The 899-nt window shown below is 64.6% G+C and carries 1 protein-coding gene; it reads right to left on the bottom strand.

What is annotated here, in order from left to right:
• Positions 1-59: 59 nt before the first annotated feature.
• Positions 60-731, bottom strand: coding sequence for a nucleotidyl transferase AbiEii/AbiGii toxin family protein (locus TN53_RS41120; protein WP_046263997.1), 672 nt, complete (start codon positions 729-731; stop codon positions 60-62).
• Positions 732-899 lie beyond the last annotated feature (168 nt).

Below are 899 nucleotides of genomic sequence, written 5' to 3'. Positions count from 1 at the left end.
GCGCATTCCCGAGGCGTCGAGGAGGGTCTCCTGGGCGGGACGCCATCCGATGGCGGGGCTTACTCGTCCGGCTCTGCGTATGGTTCAGCGAGCCGTTGGGCAAGGTCATCCAGCCAGTCCTGTGCCCAGTTGCGCAGCTCAGTGATGGCAGCAGTGTCCAGTCCGTAAGCCTCGAACTCCATGTCACTGATCCATTCCAGGCTTTCCAGCCGGTCATGGAGCTCTTGCAGGTCGAACTCCTCCGGGCGTCGTGCAGCCAGGCTTTCCAACTCTGCTGTGCTGTAGCGGTGACGGGCGGCATGGACGTCGATCGCGTCACGAGCCAGACCGCGGTCTCCCAGCGCGCGCACTTTGGTGCCCATCAGATCGTCCAGGTCGAGAACCGGGCCGATGTCCAGCAGGGCTGGTGGGCGCCAGAGCACCTCTTTGAGAAGGTCTACTTCACACGCCGATCCGGTTGCCGGATCGGTGGCGAGGAATCGGGCCTTGAGCGGAGCGATATCGATGACGCTCACGTGCCAGCCTCTCTCGCTCAGGCTGCGCGTCACATGCTCGATGATCTGACTCATCGCTGCCGGATGTTCCGTGGCAAAGTCGAGGTCCTGGCTCGGCCGGTGAACGATGCCGTGAGCCTGGACGGCGTAGCCTCCCATCAGCGCAAGCCCGAAAGGCTGCCCAGCGGTCAGTGCGTCTGCCAGCAGACGACGGTGATGGTCAGGCAGGTTTGGCAGTGTCACGCGGCGGCCGCCGGCCGCAAGGGCGCGAAGCGGGCCTCCCACACCGTGCGTACACCGCGGCCCAGCATTTTGCGCAGCACTGGCCAGTGCGCGATCAGCTGCGCGGCGTCGAGGTAACGGACGTAATCCTCGTATGTGCCGTTCAGAAGGACGATCCGGTAC

Origin of the sequence: Streptomyces sp. WM6386 (assembly GCF_000972385.1) — a bacterium.
Taxonomy (GTDB): domain Bacteria; phylum Actinomycetota; class Actinomycetes; order Streptomycetales; family Streptomycetaceae; genus Streptomyces.
The sequence above is the reverse complement of the archived record's forward strand: the minus strand, read 5'-3'. Positions and strand labels throughout refer to the sequence as shown.